The sequence below is a fragment of the Enterobacter cloacae complex sp. IR5459 genome, assembly GCF_049238005.1.
In the GTDB taxonomy this organism is placed as follows: domain Bacteria; phylum Pseudomonadota; class Gammaproteobacteria; order Enterobacterales; family Enterobacteriaceae; genus Enterobacter; species Enterobacter hormaechei_C.
The window spans coordinates 94,029-112,516 of sequence record NZ_JBMKIG010000006.1; the positions used below are offsets into that span (position 1 = coordinate 94,029).

At 56.6% G+C, this 18,488-nt stretch carries 16 protein-coding genes and 2 pseudogenes; 9 read left to right on the forward strand and 9 right to left on the reverse strand.

The window, feature by feature from the left end; genetic code table 11:
* Positions 1 to 51: 51 nt before the first annotated feature.
* The 4 genes from deoC to deoD all read left to right on the forward strand — a co-directional run bounded on the left by deoC (position 52) and on the right by deoD (position 4,375).
* Positions 52 to 831, forward strand: coding sequence for a deoxyribose-phosphate aldolase (gene deoC / locus ACOTX4_RS14215; protein WP_003856543.1), 780 nt, complete (start codon positions 52 to 54; stop codon positions 829 to 831).
* Positions 832 to 930: 99 nt separating this feature from the next.
* Entirely contained in the window at positions 931 to 2,253 is a 1,323-nt protein-coding gene (deoA, locus tag ACOTX4_RS14220; protein ID WP_063937920.1) for a thymidine phosphorylase, read from the forward strand.
* Positions 2,254 to 2,306: 53 nt separating this feature from the next.
* Positions 2,307 to 3,530 carry a phosphopentomutase gene (deoB, locus tag ACOTX4_RS14225; protein ID WP_003856540.1) on the forward strand — a complete coding sequence of 408 codons (1,224 nt, stop codon included), beginning with the start codon at positions 2,307 to 2,309 and terminating at the stop codon, positions 3,528 to 3,530.
* Between the two features lie 125 nt (positions 3,531 to 3,655).
* On the forward strand, positions 3,656 to 4,375 hold the full coding sequence (gene deoD / locus ACOTX4_RS14230; RefSeq protein ID WP_022650368.1) for a purine-nucleoside phosphorylase: 720 nt from the start codon (positions 3,656 to 3,658) through the stop codon (positions 4,373 to 4,375).
* Positions 4,376 to 4,416: 41 nt separating this feature from the next.
* Here deoD and ACOTX4_RS14235 read toward each other — a convergent pair.
* The 7 genes and pseudogenes from ACOTX4_RS14235 to ACOTX4_RS14265 form a co-directional block, all read right to left on the reverse strand.
* A pseudogene (locus tag ACOTX4_RS14235) lies at positions 4,417 to 4,515 on the reverse strand (hypothetical protein); the annotation flags it as partial.
* A gap of 86 nt (positions 4,516 to 4,601) precedes the next feature.
* Positions 4,602 to 4,940: pseudogene (locus tag ACOTX4_RS14240) on the reverse strand (FimD/PapC C-terminal domain-containing protein); the annotation flags it as partial.
* Between the two features lie 59 nt (positions 4,941 to 4,999).
* Positions 5,000 to 5,233, reverse strand: a complete 234-nt coding sequence (locus ACOTX4_RS14245; protein WP_063937928.1) for a hypothetical protein — start codon at positions 5,231 to 5,233, stop codon at positions 5,000 to 5,002.
* 77 nt (positions 5,234 to 5,310) lie between these two features.
* The gene (locus tag ACOTX4_RS14250) at positions 5,311 to 6,000 is read right to left on the reverse strand and encodes a DUF1120 domain-containing protein (RefSeq protein WP_063937930.1); all 690 of its coding nucleotides are present in this window, start codon (positions 5,998 to 6,000) and stop codon (positions 5,311 to 5,313) included.
* 57 nt (positions 6,001 to 6,057) lie between these two features.
* Positions 6,058 to 6,744 (reverse strand): DUF1120 domain-containing protein, encoded by a 687-nt coding sequence (locus ACOTX4_RS14255; RefSeq protein WP_045332543.1) that lies wholly within the window; start codon positions 6,742 to 6,744, stop codon positions 6,058 to 6,060.
* A 238-nt stretch (positions 6,745 to 6,982) separates the two neighbouring features.
* The gene (lplA, locus tag ACOTX4_RS14260) at positions 6,983 to 7,999 is read right to left on the reverse strand and encodes a lipoate--protein ligase LplA (RefSeq protein WP_045332542.1); all 1,017 of its coding nucleotides are present in this window, start codon (positions 7,997 to 7,999) and stop codon (positions 6,983 to 6,985) included.
* A gap of 39 nt (positions 8,000 to 8,038) precedes the next feature.
* Complete coding sequence (locus ACOTX4_RS14265; RefSeq protein ID WP_003856526.1) at positions 8,039 to 8,683, reverse strand: YtjB family periplasmic protein; 645 nt, start codon at positions 8,681 to 8,683, stop codon at positions 8,039 to 8,041.
* Between the two features lie 117 nt (positions 8,684 to 8,800).
* Between ACOTX4_RS14265 and serB the strand changes: the two genes are divergently transcribed.
* From serB to nadR, 3 genes are read left to right on the forward strand one after another with little or no spacing between them, the layout of a single operon-like run.
* Positions 8,801 to 9,769 (forward strand): phosphoserine phosphatase, encoded by a 969-nt coding sequence (gene serB, locus ACOTX4_RS14270; protein ID WP_003856524.1) that lies wholly within the window; start codon positions 8,801 to 8,803, stop codon positions 9,767 to 9,769.
* Between the two features lie 11 nt (positions 9,770 to 9,780).
* Positions 9,781 to 11,166 (forward strand): DNA repair protein RadA, encoded by a 1,386-nt coding sequence (radA, locus tag ACOTX4_RS14275; RefSeq protein WP_003856523.1) that lies wholly within the window; start codon positions 9,781 to 9,783, stop codon positions 11,164 to 11,166.
* Positions 11,167 to 11,201: 35 nt separating this feature from the next.
* Positions 11,202 to 12,434, forward strand: coding sequence for a multifunctional transcriptional regulator/nicotinamide-nucleotide adenylyltransferase/ribosylnicotinamide kinase NadR (gene nadR / locus ACOTX4_RS14280; protein WP_003856522.1), 1,233 nt, complete (start codon positions 11,202 to 11,204; stop codon positions 12,432 to 12,434).
* Positions 12,435 to 12,531: 97 nt separating this feature from the next.
* Here the strand turns inward: nadR and ACOTX4_RS14285 are convergent, their stop codons facing one another.
* On the reverse strand, positions 12,532 to 13,533 hold the full coding sequence (locus tag ACOTX4_RS14285) for a zinc-binding alcohol dehydrogenase family protein (RefSeq protein ID WP_022650375.1): 1,002 nt from the start codon (positions 13,531 to 13,533) through the stop codon (positions 12,532 to 12,534).
* Positions 13,534 to 13,641: 108 nt separating this feature from the next.
* Between ACOTX4_RS14285 and ACOTX4_RS14290 the strand changes: the two genes are divergently transcribed.
* Positions 13,642 to 14,541, forward strand: a complete 900-nt coding sequence (locus ACOTX4_RS14290; RefSeq protein ID WP_022650376.1) for a LysR family transcriptional regulator — start codon at positions 13,642 to 13,644, stop codon at positions 14,539 to 14,541.
* A 91-nt stretch (positions 14,542 to 14,632) separates the two neighbouring features.
* Here ACOTX4_RS14290 and ettA read toward each other — a convergent pair whose 3' ends face one another.
* Positions 14,633 to 16,300 carry an energy-dependent translational throttle protein EttA gene (ettA, locus tag ACOTX4_RS14295; protein ID WP_003856515.1) on the reverse strand — a complete coding sequence of 556 codons (1,668 nt, stop codon included), beginning with the start codon at positions 16,298 to 16,300 and terminating at the stop codon, positions 14,633 to 14,635.
* 226 nt (positions 16,301 to 16,526) lie between these two features.
* Between ettA and sltY the strand changes: the two genes are divergently transcribed.
* The gene (sltY, locus tag ACOTX4_RS14300) at positions 16,527 to 18,464 is read left to right on the forward strand and encodes a murein transglycosylase (protein ID WP_063937934.1); all 1,938 of its coding nucleotides are present in this window, start codon (positions 16,527 to 16,529) and stop codon (positions 18,462 to 18,464) included.
* Positions 18,465 to 18,488: the final 24 nt, after the last annotated feature.

Below are 18,488 nucleotides of genomic sequence, written 5' to 3' on the forward strand. Positions count from 1 at the left end.
CTCACAGACCCGCAAGGTAAAATTTATACGGCACTGCCGTTGGAGAATGTTATGACCGATTTAACTGCAAGCAGCCTGCGCGCGTTGAAACTGATGGACCTGACCACCCTGAACGATGACGACACCAATGAAAAAGTCATCGCCCTGTGCCATCAGGCGAAAACGCCAGTGGGTAACACCGCCGCCGTTTGTATCTATCCGCGCTTCATCCCGATTGCCCGCAAAACGCTGAAAGAGCAGGGCACGCCGGACGTGCGCATTGCCACCGTAACTAACTTCCCGCACGGCAATGACGATATCGAGATCGCGCTGGCAGAAACCCGCGCGGCGATTGCGTACGGCGCAGACGAAGTTGACGTGGTATTCCCGTACCGCGCGCTGATCGCCGGCAACGAGCAGGTCGGTTTTGACCTGGTGAAAGCCTGTAAAGACGCGTGTGCGGCGGCAAACGTGCTGCTTAAAGTGATCATTGAAACCGGCGAGCTGAAAGAAGAGGCGCTGATTCGTAAGGCGTCTGAAATCTCCATCAAAGCGGGCGCGGATTTCATTAAAACCTCTACCGGTAAAGTGCCGGTCAACGCTACCCCGGAAAGCGCACGCATCATGATGGAAGTCATCCGTGATATGGGCGTGTCCAAAACCGTTGGCTTCAAACCGGCAGGCGGCGTGCGTACCGCAGAAGACGCGCAGCAGTTCCTGGCGATTGCCGACGAGCTGTTCGGCGCCGACTGGGCGGACTCCCGCCACTACCGCTTCGGCGCGTCCAGCCTGCTGGCCAGCCTGCTGAAAGCGCTGGGTCACGGCGACGGTAAGAGCGCAAGCAGCTACTAAGTTGAATTGCCGGGTGGCGCTACGCTAACCCGGCCTAAAGGATCGTGGGGCGGGTCAACATACCCGCCGCCATTCACCCGATTCCGCATGGAGGTTACCGTGTTTCTCGCACAAGAAATTATTCGTAAAAAACGTGATGGTCATGCATTAAGCGACGAAGAAATCCGCTTCTTTATCAATGGCATTCGTGATAACACCATCTCTGAAGGGCAGATTGCGGCTCTGGCGATGACCATTTTCTTCCACGATATGTCGATGCCTGAGCGCGTGTCGCTGACCATGGCGATGCGAGATTCAGGAACCGTTCTGGACTGGAAAAGCCTCAACCTCAACGGCCCGATTGTGGACAAACACTCCACCGGCGGCGTGGGCGACGTGACCTCCCTGATGCTTGGCCCGATGGTGGCAGCCTGCGGCGGTTACATCCCGATGATTTCCGGGCGCGGCCTGGGCCACACCGGCGGTACGCTCGACAAACTGGAAGCCATTCCGGGCTTCGATATCTTCCCGGATGACAACCGCTTCCGCGACATTATTAAAGACGTTGGCGTGGCGATTATCGGCCAGACCAGCTCTCTTGCTCCGGCTGACAAGCGTTTCTACGCGACGCGTGACATTACCGCGACTGTAGACTCCATCCCGCTGATCACCGCCTCTATCCTTGCCAAAAAACTGGCGGAAGGTCTGGATGCGCTGGTGATGGATGTGAAAGTGGGCAGCGGCGCGTTTATGCCGACCTATGAACTCTCTGAGGCGCTGGCCGAAGCGATCGTTGGCGTTTCCAACGGCGCGGGCGTGCGCACCACCGCACTGCTGACGGACATGAACCAGGTGCTGGCCTCCAGCGCCGGTAACGCGGTTGAAGTCCGCGAGGCTGTGCAGTTCCTCACAGGCGAATACCGTAACCCGCGCCTGTTCGATGTCACCATGGCGCTGTGCGTTGAGATGTTAATCTCCGGCAAGCTGGCCAAAGACGACGCTGACGCGCGCGCGAAGCTTCAGACGGTGCTGGACAACGGCAAAGCGGCGGAGATCTTTGGTCGGATGGTGGCGGCGCAGAAAGGCCCGACCGACTTCGTGGAAAATTACGCGAAATACCTGCCCACCGCGATGCTCAGCAAAGCGGTCTATGCGGACAGCGAAGGCTTTGTCTCGGCTATGGATACCCGCGCGCTCGGCATGGCTGTCGTGTCTATGGGCGGCGGTCGTCGTCAGGCATCGGACACCATTGATTACAGCGTCGGCTTTACCGATATGGCCCGTCTGGGTGACTGCGTTGACGGCCAACGTCCGCTGGCGGTGATCCACGCGAGAGATGAAGTCAGCTGGCAGGACGCGGCGAAAGCGGTGAAGGCGGCAATATCTCTTGACGATAAAGCACCGGAAACCACACCGACGGTCTATCGTCGTATCACTGAATAGCGGTATACTGATCTGATCGCATTTTTATGAAGCACTAAGTACGGAGAACAATTATGAAACGTGCATTTATTATGGTGCTGGACTCATTCGGCATCGGCGCAACCGAAGATGCAGAACGATTTGGTGACGTGGGTTCCGATACCCTGGGTCACATCGCGGAAGCCTGTGCAAAAGGCGAAGCGGACAACGGTCGTAAAGGCCCTCTGAACCTGCCAAACCTGACCCGTCTGGGGCTGGTAAAAGCGCATGAAGGCTCTACCGGTAAGATCGCAGCCGGTATGGACGGTAACGCGGAAGTGGTGGGCGCCTACGCGTGGGCGCACGAGCTCTCTTCCGGTAAAGATACTCCGTCCGGCCACTGGGAAATCGCCGGCGTGCCGGTGCTGTTCGACTGGGGTTACTTCTCCGATCACGAGAACAGCTTCCCGCAAGAGCTGCTTGATAAGCTGGTGAAGCGTGCCAACCTGCCGGGCTACCTCGGCAACTGCCACTCCTCGGGTACCGTGATTCTGGACCAGCTCGGCGAAGAGCACATGAAAACCGGCAAGCCAATTTTCTATACCTCTGCTGACTCCGTGTTCCAGATCGCCTGCCATGAAGAGACGTTTGGCCTGGATAAACTGTACGAGTTGTGCGAAATCGCCCGTGAAGAGCTGACCGAAGGCGGCTACAACATTGGCCGCGTTATCGCGCGTCCGTTTATCGGCGACAAAGCGGGTAACTTCCAGCGTACCGGCAACCGTCACGATCTGGCCGTGGAGCCACCGGCGCCGACCGTGCTGCAAAAACTCGTCGACGAGAAAGACGGTCACGTGGTTTCCGTGGGTAAAATCGCGGACATTTACGCCAACTGCGGCATTACCAAAAAGGTCAAAGCGACCGGTCTGGATGCGCTGTTCGACGCCACCATCAAAGAGATGAAAGAAGCGGGCGATAAGACCATTGTCTTCACCAACTTCGTGGACTTCGACTCCTCCTGGGGCCACCGTCGCGACGTCGCCGGTTATGCTGCGGGTCTGGAGCTGTTTGACCGCCGTCTGCCAGAGCTGATGGAGCTGGTGGGAGAAGATGACATTCTGATCCTGACCGCTGACCATGGCTGTGACCCGACCTGGACCGGTACCGACCACACCCGTGAGCACATTCCGGTGCTGGTGTACGGCCCGAAAGTCAAACCGGGCTCGCTGGGTCACCGTGAAACCTTCGCGGACATCGGCCAGACGATTGCGAAATACTTTGGTACGTCTGACATGGAATATGGCAAGGCTATGTTCTAAACGGATTGGGTGAGGCCTGATGCCCTCACCCCGACCCTCTCCCACAGGGAGAGGGAAAACAGAATGTAGGCCGGGTAAGGCGCAGCCGCCACCCGGAAAAAACAACAATGTAAAAGGAACTGAAGATGGCAACTCCTCACATTAATGCAGAAATGGGTGATTTCGCTGACGTCGTATTGATGCCGGGCGACCCGCTGCGCGCGAAGCACATTGCAGAAACCTTCCTCGAAGACGTGCGTGAAGTGAACAACGTGCGCGGCATGCTGGGCTTCACCGGTACCTATAAAGGCCGCAAAATCTCCGTGATGGGTCACGGCATGGGTATCCCATCCTGCTCCATCTACACCAAAGAGCTGATCACCGATTTCGGCGTGAAGAAAATCATCCGTGTCGGCTCCTGCGGCGCGGTTCGCATGGACGTTAAGCTGCGTGACGTGGTGATCGGCATGGGCGCGTGCACCGACTCTAAAGTCAACCGCATTCGCTTTAAAGATCATGACTTTGCGGCCATTGCTGACTTTGACATGGTGCGTAACGCGGTTGACGCGGCAAAAGCGCTGGGCGTAGACGCGCGCGTGGGCAACCTGTTCTCTGCCGATCTGTTCTACTCGCCAGAAGGCGACATGTTCGACGTGATGGAAAAATACGGCATTCTGGGTGTGGAAATGGAAGCGGCCGGTATCTACGGCGTGGCGGCTGAATTCGGTGCGAAAGCGCTGACCATTTGCACCGTGTCTGACCATATCCGTACTCACGAGCAGACCACCGCTGCCGAGCGTCAGACCACCTTCAACGACATGATCAAAATCGCGCTGGAATCCGTTCTGCTGGGCGATCAAGAGTAATTTCGTTTTCTTCAGGGGGGCAGGTTTGCCCCCTATGGTGCTTACTTCGTCAACACTTCCCACATCAAATTGCTTTCCAGCGTCACCGTATCACCTATGTGATTAAACTGGCGGTCATTCAGCACCGGGGTGAGGGTGAGCAGGCACTCATCGGCGGACCACGAGGCAGGCGTAAAAAGCGTAGCCATTAGCGAAAAAGTCATCAGTAAATGTTTACCCAGGTGTTTCATTTACAGACTCCTTTAGCAGTTTCATAAAACGATTCTTTGTCCTGAGTCTCACTCAGGGATTAATCGATGCGGCAGATGCGCTGCATATTATCGTCAACGGCATAAAGTGCCGGGCTATTGGACATATCAGTGACAAAAACGCGCCCGCTGTCCACCGCGCTGACCAGGTAGTTGTTTTTCTCATCCACGATACTGGTCCCTTTTGACAGTCACGAGCCGTCTGCACGTTTCACTTCGAGCATTACGCGACGGGTATTCAGTACTTTGAAATCCAGCTCCCTGAAGGCTGTATGGGCGACAGAAATGTTCTTGATGCCGTTGGGCAGATCCTGACTCAGGTTAAAGCCGATCTACATATGTTTATCGGTGTTTTTCGACGGGATACCCTCAAGGGTCACGCGTTTAACGTCACGCCTGTATCGTCAGGAAGATCGACAATGGTGGTATAGATCAGGGCCGGGAAGGTGTCGGTATATTTGACGTTCATGGTGCCGCTGTGAGTCGACTCTTCAATAACCAGCAGCGTGGTTTCTGGCACCATTCCGGCGGCATACGCCTGAGCAAAGAGAGCAGAGAATAATAACGGTGCGGCAATGGCGCACTGAGCGATCGTGGATTCAACTGACATCAAGATTAATCCTTTAACCTGACAAAATACCTCCTCTGTTAAGAGGAGGCATAGTTCACACTTTATCGGGTTGATAATCAGAGATATTTAACGGTAATCGTGGCCTGACCATCCAGGTTGGTATCATCGGTAATCGCGAGGGCCGCGGTATTCTGAATCGCCAGGGAGGTTTTCAGCGGAAATACTGCGGTCGTGAAAGGCAGCGGCGCAGTGGTGCCGGAAGCGGCCACGGTCATCATTTCCATGTTGGCGTTTTTGATGATACCGGTAGCGGTTTTCTGCCAGGACGGGCTGTCCACGGTACCGGAGATAACGTCTGATTTCACGCCGTCGGCGGTGACGTTCGCCACATCAGCAAAGATGGAGTAATCGCCAATTTTCACGCCGCCCGCGGTTTTGCCCACGCCGTAGGACTGGGTGGTGTCGGAAACGTTGCCGCCCGCCGCGTCTGCGGTGTTAATGGTGATCACAGAAGCACCCGGATGGGTGTCTGCGCGGTCATCGCTGATGGTCCAGCCAGCTTTAGTGGCTACCGGGCAGGTGATGGTCAGGGAGATATCTTTCTGACCCAACTGGTTAACGCTGGTCGCGGAGAGATCCGCCAGGTGGATAAGACCATAATCCACCTCGCCGCCGCCGCTTAACTGCGGGGTGCAGGCGGCAACGGAGAGTAAACCGGTCACTTTCAGTACGGCGGTAGAGGCGGCGTTAGCGGCAGTCGCGGAGAGGGCCAGCGCAACGGCAGTGGCAACTAAAATCTTTTTCATTGTTGTTCCTTAACAAATGCAGGCCATCACGCTCAGTTCACAAGCGAAATGAGCCAGTTACAGATAATGCAAAGTGATGGTGGCCTGGCCGTCGATCGGGGTATCGTCGGTAATCGCCAGGGTGTCAGTTTTCTGCACCGCCAGCGCAACGCGCAGCGGGAATACGGCATTCATAAAGGGAACCAACGTCCGATCACTGCTATTTAGTGCGCTATACTGGATAGAACCGTCACTATGAGTGACGAGCTGCGAACCTGTATCCGCAAGCAACCACATTGGATCATCTGCTATCGCGGAATAACCTAATGCTTTGACGTTTCCATCTACGGTTACATTCGAATTCATACCCACGGAGTAAGCGCCGATATTGACGCCGCCAGCCGTTTTACCTACGCCGTACTGGTTAGTTGAACTCCATGCCTGATCGCCCGCGAAAGTGGCGTTATCGATGGTCATTTTCTTCATTGAATCTGCGTGATCATCGGTAATGGACCACGCTACTTTCGTTGCGGCAGAGCAGTTGATAGTCAGAGAAATATCTTTATAACCCAGCTGGTTATCTGCCGTTGCGGAGAGCGTACTGATATATTTGGTGCCGAAATCAACGACAGCGCCATCGCTCAGCGTTGGGGTACAGGCGTTGTTGGTTAATACGCCTTTTAATTTTAATACCGCAGTAGAGTCGGCATGTGCAGTCGCAGAGAGGGTCATTGCAACAGCGGTTGCAATAATGATTTTTTTCATCGTTAATCCTTAACGTTCGAAACAGACGTGTGGAGAAGAAATAGAAAAACTATTTCTTGCTGTCTATTATTCTAGAGGAAAAGCTAACTTTACATTAAGGAGTGTTAATTTTTGAATGTAATTCCCCTTAATATATAATCTATAAATATATATTTTGTGTATGTTCCCTGTTTATTTATATACGTGTGTTAATTTTCAGGAATAAGGGAAGCGTATTCACTTCCCTTATGTGTTTTTATTAACGCACCGCGCCAGCGATCCATTGGGAAAGATCCCGTAGCTCCCGCTCGTGGTCCGGGAAATCCACCCACAGCGCTTCGCACGCCTGTTGCAGACTGTCTGCATGGTACAGACAGCCCTGTAAACCTGCGGCCAGCGCCTCCAGCGGTGCAGGATTGAGACTATCCGTAAAGACCTGCGTGCGGGTAATATGGCCCTTCTCCACGTCAAAGTGCAGCTCCACTCCGCCCCAGGTAAACCGTTCGTCCAGCAGGTGTGAAAAGGCCGGTGCCTGGCCGAAGTTCCACTCCCAGCTGCTCTGGCGCGCAAAGGTTTCCGCGAAGTTGGGCAGGTCCGGTGTTTTGTCAGGGGAGATCACTTCAGCTTCTACCCGCTCACCGTAATGTTCGAAGAAGGCTTCACGGATCGCATCGCAAATCTGCTCATGAGTAATCCCGGGCAGCAGTTCCACCAGATTCGCCACGCGCCCGCGCACGGAGGTAATACCCTTAGCCTGTAGCTTTTTCTTATCTGGATTAAGGTAGTTAGCCAGACGGCTCAGATCGGCATTCAGCAATAATGTGCCGTGGTGGAATCCCCGATCCATCGTTTCGCGATAGGCAGAGCCGGATACCTTGCGGTCGCCATCGGGCGTTTTGACCACCAGATCGTTACGTCCCGAGGCTTCAGCCGTCACGCCGAGCGAATTGAGCGCATTAAGCACAATGGAGGTCGAGATGGTTTTGTCGTATTCCGGCTTGCCCGCCATAAAGGTAAAGCAGGTATTGCCCAGATCGTGGAATACCGCACCGCCGCCGCTGCTGCGGCGCGCCAGGCGGACGTTGTCCTCTTCCATACGGCGGGTGTTACACTCTTTCCACGGATTTTGCGCGCGGCCAATAACGACCGTATCAGCGTTGCGCCAGAGAAACAGGACGCGCTGGGTGGCAGGCATCTGGCGGAAGATGCACTCTTCTACCGCCAGGTTAAACCAGGGATCGTAAGAGTCAGAGATTAGCAGGCGTAACGTCGACATGGCAGAGTTCCTTTTCCGAATCATCCGCCTACTTTATCACTATTCTTTCTTCTCGCTCTCTTCCTCTTCGGGAACCGACTTGCTGGCGGTTAACAGGAACGGCGACTGCTGCCAGCGGGTGCGCTTGCCCTGGAGCAACGTACGTGCCAGTACCACGCCAATCGCCAGTGAGAGCAGCAGCATCAGGCGCAAAATATTGGTGGTGTTATCTACCTGTTTGGCTTCGGTTGGCAGGGTGTGGGTGTCGAGTGTCAGACGTAAATAGCCGAGCGGACCATTTTTGCCCTGAATGGGTTCGACGATTTGTTGGTTGAAATAACCACCGGCTTTTTTGCCATCCAGCGCCAGCCTGTCGCGCACGTCGACATGCTCACCCGCGCGGGCAATCAGGTCGCCCTGTTCATCGTACACGCCCGCATCCAGAATGCGGCTGTTTTCCGTAAGCTGGCGCAATACCAGGGCTATTCGCTTATCATCCGGCGTTTCGGTGCGCATAGACGGCGCAACGTTGAGCGTCACCTGGCGCGCCAGCGTCCGGGCCAGCTCCTCAAACTGCGGGTTACGCTGTCGTTGGTGATTCTGGCTAAACCAGGATGCCCCCTGCATCAGCGCCACTAATAGTGCGAGACAGATCAGGACAATCACGGCGCGATGAAGCCGGAATTTCAGTTTTGCGCGAGCCATATTCCACCTGCTTAAAATTTACGGCTTAATGTTGCCAGAAGTGATGGTTACAGGGTAGCCTCATGCGTTATTTTCCCTCTGGAACCTTCCGGCGCGAACGAAATTACAGGAGCTTCAATGCCGAACATTACCTGGTGCGACCTGCCAACGGATGTCTCTTTATGGCCAGGATTGCCGCTCTCTTTAAGTGGCGATGAGGTGATGCCTCTCGATTACCACGCTGGCCGTAGCGGCTGGCTGCTGTACGGACGCGGCCTGGATAAGCAACGCCTCACCCAGTATCAAACCAAACTGGGCGCAGCGATGGTCATCGTTGCGGCCTGGTGTGTGGAAGATTATCAGGTCATTCGCCTGGCGGGTTCCCTGACGCAGCGCGCCACGCGTCTGGCGCACGACGCCGGGCTGGACGTTGCTCCCCTCGGCAAAATTCCGCACCTGAAAACGCCCGGCCTGCTGGTAATGGACATGGACTCCACCGCCATTCAGATCGAGTGTATTGACGAGATTGCTAAACTGGCGGGCAGCGGAGAGCTGGTGGCGGAAGTCACCGAGCGCGCGATGCGCGGCGAGCTGGATTTCACCGCCAGCCTGAGACAGCGCGTAGCGACCCTGAAGGGGGCCGATGCTAACATTTTGCGTCAGGTGCGCGATGAACTGCCCCTGATGCCTGGGCTTACGCAGCTGGTACTCAAGCTGGAGACGCTCGGCTGGAAAGTGGCGATTGCCTCCGGCGGGTTCACCTTCTTTGCCGACTACCTGCGTGACAAGCTGCGTCTGACCACCGTGGTGGCAAACGAGCTGGAGATCATGGACGGCAAACTCACCGGACAGGTCATCGGCGACATCGTGGATGCGCAGTACAAAGCCAATACGCTGACGCGTCTGGCAGAGAAATATGCCATCCCGGTCGAGCAGACCGTCGCCATCGGCGATGGCGCGAACGATCTGCCGATGATCAAAGTTGCCGGGCTGGGTATTGCCTACCATGCCAAACCGAAAGTGAATGAAAAGACGGAAGTCACTATCCGTCATGCTGATCTGATGGGGGTGTTCTGTATTCTCTCCGGCAGCATTAATCAAAAATAACGAGGTAAACCGTGGCGAAAGCTCCAAAACGCGCATTTGTCTGTAATGAATGTGGTGCGGATTATCCGCGCTGGCAGGGGCAATGCAGCGCCTGTCATGCCTGGAACACCATCACCGAAGTGCGTGGTGTGGCGGCTTCGCCGAGCGTGGCCCGCAATGAACGGCTGAGCGGCTATGCGGGCAATGCAGGCGTGTCGAAGGTACAAAAACTTTCGGATATCAGCCTTGAGGCGCTGCCGCGCTTCTCAACCGGATTCAAAGAATTTGACCGCGTGCTCGGCGGTGGCGTAGTGCCGGGCAGCGCCATTCTGATCGGCGGTAACCCGGGCGCGGGTAAATCGACCCTGCTGCTGCAAACGCTCTGCAAGCTCGCCGAACAGATGAAAACCCTGTACGTCACGGGGGAAGAATCACTCCAGCAGGTGGCGATGCGCGCGCACCGCCTCGGCCTGCCGACCGGCAATCTGAATATGCTGTCGGAAACCAGCATCGAGCAGATCTGCATGATCGCCGAAGAAGAGCAGCCGAAGCTGATGGTGATCGACTCCATTCAGGTGATGCATATGGCTGACATTCAGTCGTCACCGGGAAGCGTGGCGCAGGTGCGTGAAACCGCGGCCTACCTGACGCGCTTTGCCAAAACGCGCGGCGTGGCGATTGTGATGGTTGGTCATGTGACCAAAGACGGCTCGCTGGCGGGACCGAAAGTGCTTGAACACTGTATCGACTGCTCGGTGATGCTCGATGGCGATGCGGATTCCCGTTTTCGTACCCTGCGCAGCCATAAAAACCGCTTTGGCGCGGTGAATGAGCTGGGCGTGTTTGCCATGACCGAGCAGGGGCTTCGCGAAGTCAGCAACCCGTCGGCCATCTTCCTGAGCCGTGGCGACGAGATCACGTCCGGGAGTTCGGTGATGGTGCTGTGGGAAGGAACGCGTCCGCTGCTGGTTGAAATTCAGGCGCTGGTGGATCACTCGATGATGGGCAATCCGCGGCGCGTGGCGGTCGGTCTGGAACAGAACCGCCTGGCGATCCTGCTGGCGGTGCTGCACCGTCACGGCGGTCTGCAAATGGCGGATCAGGATGTGTTCGTCAACGTGGTTGGTGGGGTGAAGGTTACGGAAACCAGCGCGGACCTGGCGCTGCTGCTGGCAATGGTCTCCAGCCTGCGCGACAGACCGTTGCCGCAGGATCTGGTGGTATTTGGTGAGGTAGGGCTGGCCGGCGAGATCCGCCCGGTGCCGAGCGGTCAGGAGCGTATCTCCGAAGCGGCAAAACATGGCTTCCGCCGCGCGATTGTTCCGGCCGCCAACGTGCCGAAAAAAATTCCGGAAGGGATGCAGGTTTTCGGCGTTAAAAAACTCGCAGATGCGTTAAATGTCTTTGACGACTTATAATTACGTATTCGATTTTGCAGGAGGCACCGTAATTTATGTCATCATTTGACTACATCAAGACCGCTATCCGCCAGAAGGGCTGCACGTTGCAGCAGGTGGCGGACGCCAGCGGCATGACCAAGGGCTACCTGAGCCAACTGCTGAACGCCAAAATCAAAAGCCCCAGCGCGCAGAAGCTGGAAGCGCTGCACCGTTTTCTGGGGCTTGAATTTCCGCGGATGCAAAAGAACATTGGCGTGGTGTTCGGTAAGTTCTACCCGCTGCATACCGGGCATATCTATCTGATCCAGCGCGCCTGTAGCCAGGTCGACGAGCTGCATATCATCATGGGTTATGATGAAACCCGCGATCGCCAGCTGTTTGAAGACAGCGCCATGTCGCAGCAGCCCACCGTGCCGGACCGCCTGCGCTGGCTGCTTCAGACCTTTAAATATCAGAAAAATATTCGTATTCATGCCTTTAACGAAGAGGGCATGGAGCCGTATCCGCACGGCTGGGACGTGTGGAGCAACGGCATCAAAGCGTTTATGGAAGAGAAGGGCATTGCGCCTAACTGGATCTACACCTCTGAAGAGTCCGACGCGCCGCAGTTCCGCGAGCATCTGGGTATCGAGACGGTGCTGATCGATCCTAAACGCACCTTCATGAACATCAGCGGGGCGCAGATTCGCGAGAACCCGTTCCGTTACTGGGACTACATCCCGACCGAGGTGAAGCCGTTCTTCGTGCGTACGGTGGCGATCCTCGGCGGCGAGTCGAGCGGGAAATCGACGCTGGTCAATAAGCTGGCGAACATCTTCAACACCACCAGCGCGTGGGAGTATGGCCGCGATTATGTCTTTTCACACCTTGGCGGCGACGAGATGGCGTTGCAGTATTCCGACTACGATAAAATCGCGCTCGGTCATGCCCAGTACATTGATTTCGCGGTGAAATACGCCAATAAAGTCGCCTTTATTGATACCGATTTCGTCACCACGCAGGCGTTCTGCAAAAAGTACGAGGGGCGCGAGCACCCGTTTGTGCAGGCGCTGATTGACGAATACCGCTTTGACCTGGTGATCCTGCTGGAAAACAACACCCCATGGGTGGCCGACGGCATGCGCAGCCTGGGCAGCTCCGTGGACAGGCGTGAGTTCCAGACCATGCTGGTAGAGATGCTTAACGAGAACAACGTTGAGTTTGTCCATGTGGAAGAGTCGGACTACGACACCCGTTTCCTGCGCTGCGTCGAGCTGGTGAAGGAGATGATGGGGGAGCAGGGGTAAAAGATTTACCCCTCACCCTAACCCTCTCCCAAAGGGAGAGGGGACTTTAATCACCCTCTCCCTTTGGGAGAGGGCCGGGGTGAGGGAATCAGTCCACTCAATACTCAACCACCACCTTTCCACGCATATGTCCCTCCAGCACCTTGCGGTGCGCTTCGGTAATGCTTTCCACGCTTAGCCCGTGCAGCGTTTCGCTGAGCGAGCTTTCCACCACGCCGTTATCCACCAGCTTCGCGACTTCGTCCAGGATCTCTCCCTGACGCGCCATATCCGCCGTCTGATACATGCTGCGGGTGTACATAAATTCCCAGTGCAGCGCGGCGGATTTGGACTTCAGCTTGTCCTGGTTCAGCGGATGTTCATTCTCAACGATGGAACAGATATGCCCCTGCGGTGCAATCAGGTCGCTGACCGCATCCCAGTGCCCGTCGGTGTCGTTGAGGATGAAAATGTAATCCACAAAGGTCAGCCCGTGCTTCGCCAGTTCGCCTTTCAGATCGCGGTAGTTCACCACCACATCTGCACCGCGATCGCGGCACCACCGGGCGGAATCTTCACGGGACGCCGTTGCGATCACCTTTACCTTGCTGTTGTGCTTCGCAAACGGGATCGCCAGCGATCCCACCCCGCCCGCGCCGCCAATAATCAGCAGCGTTTTATCTGCGTCGGCATCCTGAATCTTCAGCCGTTCAAACAGGCCTTCCCACGCGGTGAGCGCCGTCAGCGGCAGTGCAGCCGCGGCGGCCCAGTCAAGGCTTGCAGGCTTGTGCCCGACAATGCGCGCATCGATCAGCTGATGTGTGGTATTGCTGCCCGGTCGGGTGATATCCCCCGCGTACCACACTTCGTCACCCGGTTTGAATCCGGTGACGCCAGCCCCAACGGCTTTTACGATCCCGCTGGCATCCCACCCGAGAATGCGCGGCTCCTTCAGCCCGCTTTTAGCAATGCCTGCATGTACCTTGGTGTCCACCGGGTTTACGGAGACGGCTTTCACCTCCACCAGCAGATCGTGTTCGCCGGGCTGCGGCATCGGCGGGGTGATTTCAACGAAGGTGGAGGGATTTTCTGGGTTAACGGCAATGGCTTTCACTGACATGGTGTGCTCCTCAATGGCATTCGTTTTGTTGAGGCTAGTCTATTAAGTGGTCAGCCGCATGATAAGATGGACAATCCAGAACTCAGCGTTCGTACAGAGTGAACAATCATGTTTAAACAGCTTCAGGATATGGCACTGTTTGCGCTGGTGGCCGAGATGGGCAGCTTTACCGCGGCGGCGCAGAAGGCGGAACTGCCAAAATCTAGCGTCAGCCAGCGCATTAGCCAGCTGGAGCAGCAGGTGGGGATCCGTCTGTTGAATCGCACGACGCGCAGAATAAGCCTGACGTTTGCGGGCGAGCACTATCTGGTGCACTGTCGCGAGATGCTGGCGGCCAGCGAGCGCGCGGAGTATGCCATTCAGCGGCTGCGAGAAAACCCCAGCGGGCGGCTGCGGATCACCTGTCCGGCAGGAATTGGCGCGACGCTGCTGGCGCATATGAATGCCGAGTTCCAGCTTCGCTATCCGGACGTGTCACTGGATGTGTCGATCTCAGACGACGTGGTGGATCTGGTCGAGTCTGGCTTTGACGTGGCGCTGCGCACCGGCAAACCGCAGGATTCTTCCCTGATTGGCCGCATGATTGGGCACTGTCCGCGCTACATGCTGGCCTCGCCCGACTACCTGGCACGCCGGGAGCCGTTAATTCATCCCCGACAGCTGGTGGAGCATCGCTGCATTACGCACCGGGCATGGTCGGAGTGGCTTCTGCGAAGCGAGAATGAGGATTACCGCTACCTGCCGGATAACGCTCATATGACGGATAATCTGGTGTACGCCAGGGAATGCGCCATTGCCGGGGCGGGGATCACGCTGTTACCCGCATTCCTGCTGGAAGATAAGATCGAAAAGGGCGCGCTGGTGAAGGTGTTGTCGGCGTGGAGCGTTGAGGGAAACGATCTCTGGCTGGCCTACCCGAGTCGTAAGCTCAATTCGCCTGCGCTGATGAGCTATATCGACTTTGCGATGCAGTTTGATGAGGTGAAGCGGTATTACGTGGGCGGGTGATTTTGTGCGGCCTGATGCCCTCACCCTGACCCTCTCTCACCGGGAGAGGGTACAAACATAAAAAACGGCAACCGAAGTTGCCGTTTTGCTTTTATTTCGCAATACGCTTGTACTTAATACGCTTCGGCTCCAGCGCGTCTGCGCCCAGCGTGCGTTTCTTGTACTCTTCGTATTCGGTGAAGTTACCTTCGAAGAACTCCACCTTACCTTCGTCCTGGTAGTCCAGGATGTGGGTCGCGATACGGTCCAGGAACCAGCGGTCGTGCGAGATAACCATCGCGCAGCCCGGGAACTCCAGCAGGGCGTTTTCCAGTGCGCGCAGGGTTTCGATGTCCAGGTCGTTGGTGGGTTCATCGAGCAGCAGAACGTTGCCGCCAACCTGGAGCAGTTTCGCCAGGTGCAGACGACCGCGTTCGCCGCCGGACAGTTCGCCCACGCGTTTGCCCTGGTCGGTGCCCTTGAAGTTAAAGCGGCCAACATAGGCGCGGCTTGGCATCTCGGTGTTGCCGATACGCATGATATCCAGACCGCCGGAGACTTCTTCCCACACGGTTTTGCTGTTGTCCATCGCGTCGCGGAACTGGTCAACGGAGGCCAGCTTCACGGTCTCACCCAGGGTGATAGAGCCGCTGTCAGGCTGTTCCTGACCAGACATCATGCGGAACAGGGTGGATTTACCCGCGCCGTTCGGACCGATGATGCCGACGATAGCGCCTTTCGGAACGGAGAAGGTCAGATCGTCGATCAGCACGCGGTCGCCGTAGGACTTACGCAGGTTAGTCACTTCAACCACTTTATCCCCCAGACGAGCTCCAGGTGGAATAAACAGTTCGTTGGTTTCGTTACGTTTCTGGTATTCGGTGTTGTTCAGCTCTTCGAAGCGTGCCAGACGGGCTTTGCCCTTAGACTGACGGCCTTTCGCGCCCTGACGCACCCACTCCAGCTCTTTCTCAATAGACTTACGGCGGGCGGCTTCCTGAGACGCTTCCTGCGCCAGACGCTGGTCTTTCTGCTCCAGCCAGGAGGAGTAGTTGCCTTCCCACGGAATACCTTCGCCGCGGTCCAGCTCCAGGATCCAGCCCGCAACGTTGTCGAGGAAGTAACGGTCGTGGGTAATCGCTACCACGGTGCCTTCGAAGTCATGCAGGAAGCGCTCCAGCCACGCCACGGATTCGGCATCCAGGTGGTTGGTCGGTTCGTCGAGCAGCAGCATGTCTGGTTTTTCCAGCAGCAGGCGGCACAGCGCCACGCGGCGGCGTTCACCACCGGACAGGTTTGCGATTTTCGCATCCCAGTCTGGCAGACGCAGGGCATCAGCCGCGCGCTCCAGCTGCACGTTCAGGTTGTGACCATCGTGCGCCTGGATAATTTCCTCATATTTGCCCTGCTGAGCGGCCAGTTTGTCGAAGTCCGCATCCGGCTCGGCGTATTTGGCATACACTTCATCCAGACCTTTCAGGGCGTTAACCACCTCGGATACCGCTTCTTCAACGGATTCACGCACGGTGTGCTCCGGGTTCAGCTGAGGTTCCTGCGGCAGGTAGCCGATCTTAATGCCAGGCTGCGGACGGGCTTCACCTTCGATGTCTGTATCGATGCCGGCCATGATGCGCAGCAGGGTGGACTTACCGGCACCGTTGAGACCCAGAACACCGATTTTTGCGCCCGGGAAGAAGCTCAGCGAGATATTTTTAAGAATATGACGTTTCGGCGGGACAACTTTGCCGACACGATGCATGGTATAAACGAATTGAGCCACGTTGGACTTCGCCTCTTTTATCGTGATGAGAATGAATTTCAGCCTCGAAGTGTAGCCTTTTTCACGCCCTAATCCCAGCCAGGAACGTCGGGAGTGTTAAAACGCGCAAGAAAGGTAAAAAAGTGTCCATGACGTGGCGCGTTGTGGGATGCCTGGTTAGCATAAGTTGATGTAACTTTGACGTGGCAAGACGCTGCAACTGACGAAAAACAATGAGGAAGAGCTTGTGGAAAAAGCCAAACGGGTGGTCTGGCGTCTGCTGGCTGCCAGCGTATGCGTAATGGCGGTAAGCCAGGCGGTGCATGCCGATTCACTGGACGAACAACGTAGCCGCTATGCCCAGATTAAGCAGGCATGGGACAACAGGCAGATGGATACCGTGCAGGCGCTGATGCCGACGCTGAAGGATTATCCGCTGTATCCGTATCTGGAGTATCGCCAGATTACTGACGATCTGATGAATCAACCAACCGTCACCGTGAACAACTTCATTCAGGCGAACCCGACCCTGCCGCCTGCGCGCACCCTGAAGTCCCGGTTCGTGAACGAGCTTGCCCGTCGCGAAGACTGGCGCGGCCTGCTGGCCTTCAGCCCGGACAAGCCGGGCGCGACGGAAGCGCAGTGTAATTACTATTACGCGAAATGGGCTACCGGCCAGCAGGAAGAAGCGTGGGCCGGCGCAAAAGAGCTGTGGCTGACGGGCAAAAGTCAGCCCAACGCCTGTGACCCGCTGTTCAGCGCCTGGCGCGCCTCGGGCAAGCAGGATCCGCTCTCTTACCTGGAGCGTATTCGCCTGGCGATGAAGGCCGGAAACACCCGGCTGGTCACCGTGCTGGCGGGGCAAATGCCGGCGGATTATCAGACCATTGCTTCTGCCGTTATCGGCCTGGCAAACGATCCGAACACTGTCCTGACGTTTGCGCGTACCACCGGCGCGACCGATTTTACCCGCCAGATGGCGGCGGTGGCCTTTGCCAGCGTGGCGCGTGATGATGTGGAAAACGCCAGGCTGATGATCCCGCAGCTGGTGCAGGCCCAGCAGCTTAATGACGATCAAACTCAGGAGCTGCGCGATATCGTGGCATGGCGACTGATGGGAACAGATGTCACCGACGAACAGGCGCGCTGGCGTGATGATGCGGTGATGCGTTCAAACTCTGTCTCGCTGGTGGAGCGTCGCGTGCGCATGGCGCTGGGAACGGGCGATCGTCGTGGCCTCAATACCTGGCTGGCGCGTCTGCCGATGGATGCCAAAGAGAAAGATGAATGGCGTTACTGGCAGGCAGACCTGCTGCTGGAACGTGGTCGTGACGATGAAGCCAAAGAGATCCTCCACTCCCTGATGCAGCAGCGCGGATTCTACCCGATGGCGGCGGCGCAGCGTCTGGGCGAGGAGTACACCCTGAAGATCGACAAAGCGCCAGCCAACGCGAACCCGGCGCTGACGCAGGGGCCGGAAATGGCGCGCGTGCGCGAGCTGATGTACTGGAATCTGGATAATACCGCGCGCAGCGAATGGGCGAATCTGGTCACCAGCCGTACCACTGAAGAGAAAGCGCAGCTTGCCCGCTATGCGTTTGATAATCGCTGGTGGGATCTGAGCGTGCAGGCGACGATCGCCGGCAAACTCTGGGATCATCTCGAAGAGCGTTTCCCGCTGGCTTATAAGGATCTGTTCGATCGCTACACCAGCGGCAAAGATATTCCGCAAAGCTACGCGATGGCCATTGCCCGTCAGGAGAGCGCCTGGAACCCGAAAGTGCGTTCACCAGTGGGTGCCAGCGGCCTGATGCAGATTATGCCGGGCACCGCGACGCACACGGTGAAGATGTTTAATATTCCAGGCTACAGCAGCCCGTCCCAGCTGCTGGATCCGGAGACCAACATCAACATCGGTACCAGCTACTTGCAGTACGTCTATCAGCAGTTCGGTAATAACCGTATCTTCGCGTCAGCGGCGTACAACGCCGGGCCAGGCCGCGTGCGGACATGGCTTGGTAACAGCGCAGGGCGTATCGACGCCGTGGCGTTTGTCGAGAGCATTCCGTTCTCGGAAACGCGCGGCTATGTGAAGAACGTGCTGGCCTATGACGCCTACTATCGCTACTTCATGGGGCAGAAAGATACCCTGATGAGCGATGCCGAGTGGCAGAGACGTTACTGATCGGCGTGGGTTGTGTTATGCTGT